The sequence below is a fragment of the Pradoshia sp. genome (genome assembly GCF_051873915.1).
Taxonomy (GTDB): Bacteria; Bacillota; Bacilli; order Bacillales; family Pradoshiaceae; genus Pradoshia.
Window position 1 is genome coordinate 39,017 of record NZ_JBJEFJ010000107.1, and the last position, 6,336, is coordinate 45,352.

Annotated in this window: 8 protein-coding genes and 1 pseudogene; 5 read left to right on the forward strand and 4 right to left on the reverse strand. The window is 43.2% G+C overall.

The annotated features are described in order from the left end of the window. Positions 1–10: 10 nt before the first annotated feature. The 3 genes from ACI35L_RS09835 to ACI35L_RS09845 form a co-directional block, all read right to left on the reverse strand. Positions 11–619, reverse strand: coding sequence for a hypothetical protein (locus ACI35L_RS09835; RefSeq protein ID WP_439802796.1), 609 nt, complete (start codon positions 617–619; stop codon positions 11–13). Positions 620–684: 65 nt separating this feature from the next. Then, entirely contained in the window at positions 685–1,074 is a 390-nt protein-coding gene (locus ACI35L_RS09840; protein ID WP_049670982.1) for a hypothetical protein, read from the reverse strand. Between the two features lie 104 nt (positions 1,075–1,178). Next, positions 1,179–1,286, reverse strand: coding sequence for a small acid-soluble spore protein P (locus ACI35L_RS09845; protein ID WP_049672896.1), 108 nt, complete (start codon positions 1,284–1,286; stop codon positions 1,179–1,181). 166 nt (positions 1,287–1,452) lie between these two features. On the opposite strand from ACI35L_RS09845, the gene ACI35L_RS09850 reads away from it, so the two are divergent. From ACI35L_RS09850 to ACI35L_RS09870, 5 genes are all read left to right on the forward strand, one after another. After that, positions 1,453–1,728: a hypothetical protein gene (locus tag ACI35L_RS09850; protein WP_049670981.1), complete on the forward strand. Its 276-nt coding sequence runs from the start codon at positions 1,453–1,455 to the stop codon at positions 1,726–1,728. A 222-nt stretch (positions 1,729–1,950) separates the two neighbouring features. Then, positions 1,951–4,680, forward strand: coding sequence for an aconitate hydratase AcnA (gene acnA, locus ACI35L_RS09855; protein WP_439802797.1), 2,730 nt, complete (start codon positions 1,951–1,953; stop codon positions 4,678–4,680). A 111-nt stretch (positions 4,681–4,791) separates the two neighbouring features. Continuing rightward, positions 4,792–5,286: a TlpA family protein disulfide reductase gene (locus ACI35L_RS09860; protein ID WP_439802798.1), complete on the forward strand. Its 495-nt coding sequence runs from the start codon at positions 4,792–4,794 to the stop codon at positions 5,284–5,286. Positions 5,287–5,436: 150 nt separating this feature from the next. After that, positions 5,437–5,568: an FbpB family small basic protein gene (locus ACI35L_RS09865; RefSeq protein ID WP_082197262.1), complete on the forward strand. Its 132-nt coding sequence runs from the start codon at positions 5,437–5,439 to the stop codon at positions 5,566–5,568. Positions 5,569–5,641: 73 nt separating this feature from the next. Then, positions 5,642–5,785, forward strand: a complete 144-nt coding sequence (locus ACI35L_RS09870; protein WP_049670978.1) for an acid-soluble spore protein N — start codon at positions 5,642–5,644, stop codon at positions 5,783–5,785. Positions 5,786–5,928: 143 nt separating this feature from the next. Here ACI35L_RS09870 and ACI35L_RS09875 read toward each other — a convergent pair. Next, positions 5,929–6,336, reverse strand: a pseudogene (locus ACI35L_RS09875) (transposase); the annotation flags it as partial.

Below are 6,336 nucleotides of genomic sequence, written 5' to 3' on the forward strand. Positions count from 1 at the left end.
TATTTTATCGTTAAAAGTGGTGATATAGGTCATCCTTTGTATAGTTTTCCCGCACACCTCTTTTGGTGGTTAAATAATCAATGATCCTCTGCGGCTCTAATTGAAGGGCCAATAACCCTCTATATAGATTCCGGAGGTACGGGATGGACGGGGAAGTAATCTCTTGTTTCTTCATTTCACCATTCGCTGTAAAGGTGAAGATTGGATACCCATCCCTTTCCCCAAGATAAAGAATATTTCCATACCATGAATCATTAAAGGAGTAGGTATGAACCTCCTTGGCCAGGTTAAGGTCAATCATCATGTCATGATGTCCGTTTTCTTGCTGGACGATTTCTTGAAACTGCTCAGATGTAATTAAATACATCTTGCCATATGTTCTGGCAGATGGGTTTCTTACCGTATCTATAAAGGCTACTCCGCCCTTCCATCGTTTTGAACATTTGGAGAAGTACAGCTCATACGGAATTGTAATCGTCTCTGACTTCAAGGGCAGAGCAGGATTGGTGCATCCTTTTTCCGTAAATGTAGAACCCTCAGGCATTCCCCCGCTAATATAACAATGAAATCGGTCCTCAAACAAATTCGAACCATAACTCGCATACCATACATAATCCAATCGTTACACACTCCTATGAAAGATTAGTTGGTATTTAGTTACCACTTTTTCTAACATTTCACACATTAATGCTTGTTGTTTTCATAAAAGGGCAGCCAGATTGAAAAAGGTCCTTTTTGGAGCGGGTTCGTTTGACTGTTTATATATACCTGAACGAGATCTGCCTCCACCTCCACATGGATAGAGAGGTTCTCTAAACAAAACGGGAAAAGAATTTTCCGTTCCTTTCTTCCGGAAGGCTGTTCCAGCACAATAACGCAAAGGTCTTCCTGAATGTGAATGAGGATACCGTTCTTTGGCGTTTGTTTTCTTTCTGCCTCGATTAAATAGCCTTCATCCACCTCAAATAAATCCACTCGAAATTCTGTCTCATCTAAATAGGTCGTGAATGGATCTAAATAAAACAATCCCAAAATAGCTTTTTCTTCTTCATGACCCCAGTCTGAAGAACACATGAAATAACCCCCATTTACACGGTGTTATTTCCAATCTATTCAAGCTGCTTTCAAACGGTGATAGAGAAAAAAAGCCGGAGCAGGGGAACTGCCGGCTTTAAAGGCTACATATCATGATGGGAATGATTCTTCTGGCGACTGTGATTGCGGTTCTTCACCTTATGTGACCCGCTCATTGGTTTTGGCTGGCCTGATTGCTTATCCGGTTCGATGGCATGCTTGCGTTTATTCGTCAATTCTCATCCCTCCTTTTCGTTTTAGTATGAGTTCGAATGGGAAAAACGATTCGACTGGCACATTTCCAAATCCTTCACGAGAATAAGGTGCCTTTAAATAGTGCACCATAAATGTCGAGATAAAGGATTGGAGGACATAAAAATGCCTTATCATAAGAACAAGATGGCTGCCTTCGAAGCTGCCCAAAACGGGATGAGAAAGGTGACCGATGTATACGTGAATCTGCAGGCAATGAAGCATGATCCCGAGTTTGGCAGGGAAGTAAAACGTTTCTGGGAAGAAATCAATGAAGCCTATCAGCAGGTCGAGAATGCAGATGAGGTAGCAAGCGAGCATCAGCGTGAGCAGCTCGTAGAATTTCGTGATACGCTCAAGCAATATGTTTCAGAGCTGAATGCCTATAATGAATTGCGCTGACAAAGCCGGCTGGGAGGTTTTCCTGCCGGCCTTTATTTTAATTTTCTGAAAAAATTATACTGCGATAAGTATAACTTATAACCCTCTATAAATTACTTATATTTTACTTTATGAAAAGGTTATATTACTATTAAATTGTTAGAATATTTGGATTGGAAAAAGTTCATAACCTTTTCTGAGTATGTATTCTTATTATCTTTTACCTAGAGGGGGTAATTTGATTTGGGGAAAAATGATGTGTTTAACTCACGAAAGCATTTTGAAGTAAACGGTAAACGCTATCATTACTACAATCTGAAAGCTTTGGAAGAAGCTGGAGCAGGGGAAGTAACGAAGCTGCCATACTCAATCAAAGTGCTGCTTGAAAGTGTTCTGCGGCAGCTAGATGGAAGAGTCATCACTAAAGAGCATGTGGAAAACTTAGCGAAATGGGGAACAGATCAGCAATCAATCGATGTTGATGTTCCATTCAAACCATCCCGCGTAATCCTACAAGACTTTACAGGTGTTCCTGCGGTTGTTGACTTGGCTTCCTTGCGTAAAGCAATGGCTGATATCGGCGGCAACCCAGATAAGATTAACCCGGAAATTCCGGTTGACCTTGTTATTGACCACTCTGTACAAGTTGATAAATATGGTACAGCTGATTCCCTGCAAGTGAATATGGATCTTGAATTTGAACGAAACGCTGAGCGTTATCAATTCCTAAGCTGGGCTCAAAAGGCATTTGATAATTATCGTGCCGTTCCGCCTGATACGGGAATCGTTCACCAAGTCAACTTAGAATATTTAGCGAATGTGGTACATGCGATTGAAATGCCTGACGGCGATTTCATGGCATTCCCAGATACGCTGGTTGGTACGGACTCTCATACAACCATGATCAACGGACTTGGCGTCCTTGGTTGGGGTGTAGGGGGAATCGAAGCAGAAGCAGGCATGCTTGGCCAGCCTTCTTATTTCCCAGTACCTGAAGTAATCGGTGTCCGCTTTGTTAATTCCTTGCCAAATGGGGCGATGGCGACTGACCTGGCGCTCAAAGTAACAGAAGTTCTTCGTAAGAGCGGTGTTGTTAACAAATTTGTGGAATTCTTCGGTCCAGGAATGAGCGATCTATCCCTTTCAGACCGTGCGACGATTGCCAATATGGCACCTGAGTACGGCGCTACATGCGGATTCTTCCCAATCGATGATGAAGCATTGAAATACATGCGCTTAACTGGCCGTACAGAAGAGCATATTGCGCTAGTTGAGAAATATTGCAAAGAAAATGATTTATTCTATACAAAAGATACACCTGAACCAACCTACACAAAAGTGATTGAAATCGACCTTTCTGAGATTGAAGCCAATCTTTCCGGACCGAAACGTCCGCAGGATTTGATTCCTCTATCTCATATGCAAAAAGCCTATCGTGAAGCGTTGACTGCACCAGTCGGCAATGCTGGATTTGGCTTAAGCCAAGAGGAAATCGATAAGAAAATCACGGTTGAATTCAAGGACGGCCGTCAAGCGCCGATGAAAACTGGTGATATCGCCATTGCTGCGATTACAAGCTGTACAAATACATCTAACCCATACGTCATGCTTGGGGCAGGTCTTGTTGCGAAGAAAGCAGTTGAGCTCGGTCTTCAGGTTCCTCACCATGTGAAAACATCCTTGGCACCAGGCTCCAAGGTCGTAACAGGCTACTTGCGTGATGCCGGCCTGCAAACGTATATGGATGAGCTCGGCTTCAACCTTGTCGGCTATGGCTGTGCTACTTGTATCGGTAACTCCGGTCCATTGATGGAAGAGATTGAAGCAGCTGTCGGCGAAGCTGACTTGCTTGTGACTTCTGTTCTATCTGGTAACCGTAACTTTGAAGGACGTATCCACCCGCTTGTGAAGGCAAACTACCTTGCATCTCCACCGCTTGTAGTGGCTTACGCGCTTGCCGGTACAGTGGATATCGACCTTGAAAACGACCCAATCGGCGTCGGCAAAGACGGCAAAGAAGTGTTCTTCAAGGACATTTGGCCAACTAGTGAAGAGGTTAATAAACTTGTCCAAGAAACCGTTACATCTGACTTGTTCCGCAAAGAGTATGAGCGCGTATTCGATGACAACCTTCGCTGGAATGAGATTCAAACAAGCAATGAACCGTTATATAGCTGGGACTTTGATTCTACTTATATTCAAAACCCGCCTTACTTCGAGAACTTGGATCCAAATCCATCCGAGGTTAAGCCATTATCAGGCTTACGCGTAGTTGGTTTGTTCGGTGACTCTGTCACAACTGACCATATTTCCCCGGCTGGTTCAATTGGCAAAGATACACCAGCAGGTAAATACTTGCGTGAAAATGGTGTTGGAATCCGTGACTTTAACTCTTATGGTTCCCGCCGTGGTAACCATGAGGTCATGATGCGCGGAACTTTCGCTAACATCCGGATCCGTAACCAAATCGCTCCTGGAACAGAGGGCGGATATACGACTTACTGGCCAACAGGCGAAGTCATGTCCATCTATGATGCATGTATGGAATACAAGAAGGATGACACAGGTCTTGTCGTTCTTGCCGGTAAAGACTATGGTATGGGAAGCTCTCGTGACTGGGCTGCGAAAGGGACAAACCTTCTCGGTATCAAAACCGTTATCGCAGAAAGCTTTGAGCGTATTCACCGCTCCAACCTTGCACTTATGGGCGTCCTGCCGCTTCAATTCAAAGAAGGCGAAAACGCGAAGGTACTTGGTCTTACAGGTAAAGAACGAATCTTCGTTCCAATCGATGAAAATATCAAACCTCGTCAGTTGATCACCGTAACAGCTGTAGCTGAGGATGGTACAGAGAAGAAATTTGAAGCACTTGTGCGTTTCGACTCTGAAATTGAAATCGATTATTACCGTCATGGAGGAATCCTGCCAATGGTTCTCCGTGAGAAACTAGAAGAAACAACATCTGCACAATAATAGCGCAGAATAAAGGGCTGGCCGTCTGGTCAGTCCTTTTTCTCTTTCTTGATAGTGGGATCATTGGTACAATTTGAGATAAGAGATGCATGAAAGCAGGAGGACGGGATTGTGAAGAAGACTATAGGCATACTTTTGTTGTTTGGACTGATTGGCGGGGCCTTTTATCAAATCATGAATCAAGAGGAAAAGCCTGTCGGGGCGAAGGTGGGAGCAAGCGCAGCTGATTTCACCCTAGAGGATACGGAAGGGAATAAGGTCACATTATCAGATTATAAAGGAAAGAAGGTCATCTTAAATTTCTGGGCAACCTGGTGCAATCCATGCAAGAAAGAGATGCCTGAGATGGAGAAAATCCATCAGAAATATGAAGATGTCGTTATCCTGGCCATTAATTTGGATACAGAAAATGATATCAAAGGATTCATGAATGAATATGAGTTAACCTTCCAAGCCTTATTAGATACGGAGGAAAAGGTGAATGACCAATATGAGGTAGTTTCCATACCGACTTCGTTCTTTATTGATGAAGAGGGAATTATCCGCAAAAAGATTGTAGGGATTCTCGATTATGAGAAGATGGAAGACAATTTAGAGGCTTTATAAAGGGACATGTAAGCTTTTAACCAAGGTTGAACCATTATCTTTCTAACCTGATTGTTCATACTCCGTATTATTTTCAAAAAAGTGCTATAAATTCAAGAGAGAGTGGGCATGCTAGAGGAGGACAATATTTATAGCGGATGGTGAATGAAGATGAACAAAAGGAAAAGAATGTCTCTGGCTGATTTGATTTTGGAGAACAAGCGTCAGCTATTAAATGATAAACAAGCGATGGAAAAACTTGAGGACCGCATAGACCGCCGTCATATCGAGAAGGCAGAATAGCGTTGGCAGGAATTGCCCTCATAATAAAGCTATCTGATAAGCATCCTAACAAGTATAAGGGAGGATGATAGTAATGGGCAATCCAAAACGAAACTCAAAGCCTTTCCAGCCGAATCATATCGGCACTCAGCCAAGAGCGGCTGGCGGAAATAAAGGCAAGCAAATGCAAGACACATCAGGAAAACACCCTGATGTCATACAAACAAAAGGTGAGTAACTCACCAGAAACAAAAAAGAGCCGAATGATGTTCATTCGGCTCTCAGACTGTCGACAAAATGGACTGAGAATTCTTTTATTCTCAGTCCATTTTGTGATTTTTTGCTATTTCCTCCCAAGACAGACCTCTCCTGCTCTTTTTTTTAGGCCATTTTTGGCGTTTTCCACAGCCAATTGGCCATCTTCTTCAGGTTCATGGCAGCGAATTTTGCATCGCCTGCATGGACAATTTTTCAATTCCCCTAAGGGTTGTCCACCGCATTCCATGCTTTTCCTTTGCATCGGCAAAGACTCGTTCGATTGTCTCTTTGCGCCTTGCATAGATGATTTTATTCTCTTCTGTATGACGAAGGTGGTCAGCTTCCTCCATGTGTTCCTCCCATACATGGCGTTGAATCACCTTCTGATGATTTTTGCTTTGAGTGCAACGGGATAGAAATGGACAGTCCTTACAGTGCAGGGGATTGGATACATACTGACGATAACCTTCTTTTGTGGTCGTACTCTCTTTGATTTCTTTCCTCTCTTCTTTTTCGAATTTATCTGGAGGA

Excerpts from the sequence above, each read along its gene's own strand:
- ACI35L_RS09840 (WP_049670982.1), bottom strand. The coding sequence starts at position 1,074 with ATGTGTTCTTCAGACTGGGGTCATGAAGAAGAAAAAGCTATTTTGGGA.
- ACI35L_RS09850 (WP_049670981.1), top strand. The coding sequence starts at position 1,453 with ATGCCTTATCATAAGAACAAGATGGCTGCCTTCGAAGCTGCCCAAAAC.
- ACI35L_RS09870 (WP_049670978.1), top strand. The coding sequence starts at position 5,642 with ATGGGCAATCCAAAACGAAACTCAAAGCCTTTCCAGCCGAATCATATC.
- ACI35L_RS09865 (WP_082197262.1), top strand. The coding sequence starts at position 5,437 with ATGAACAAAAGGAAAAGAATGTCTCTGGCTGATTTGATTTTGGAGAAC.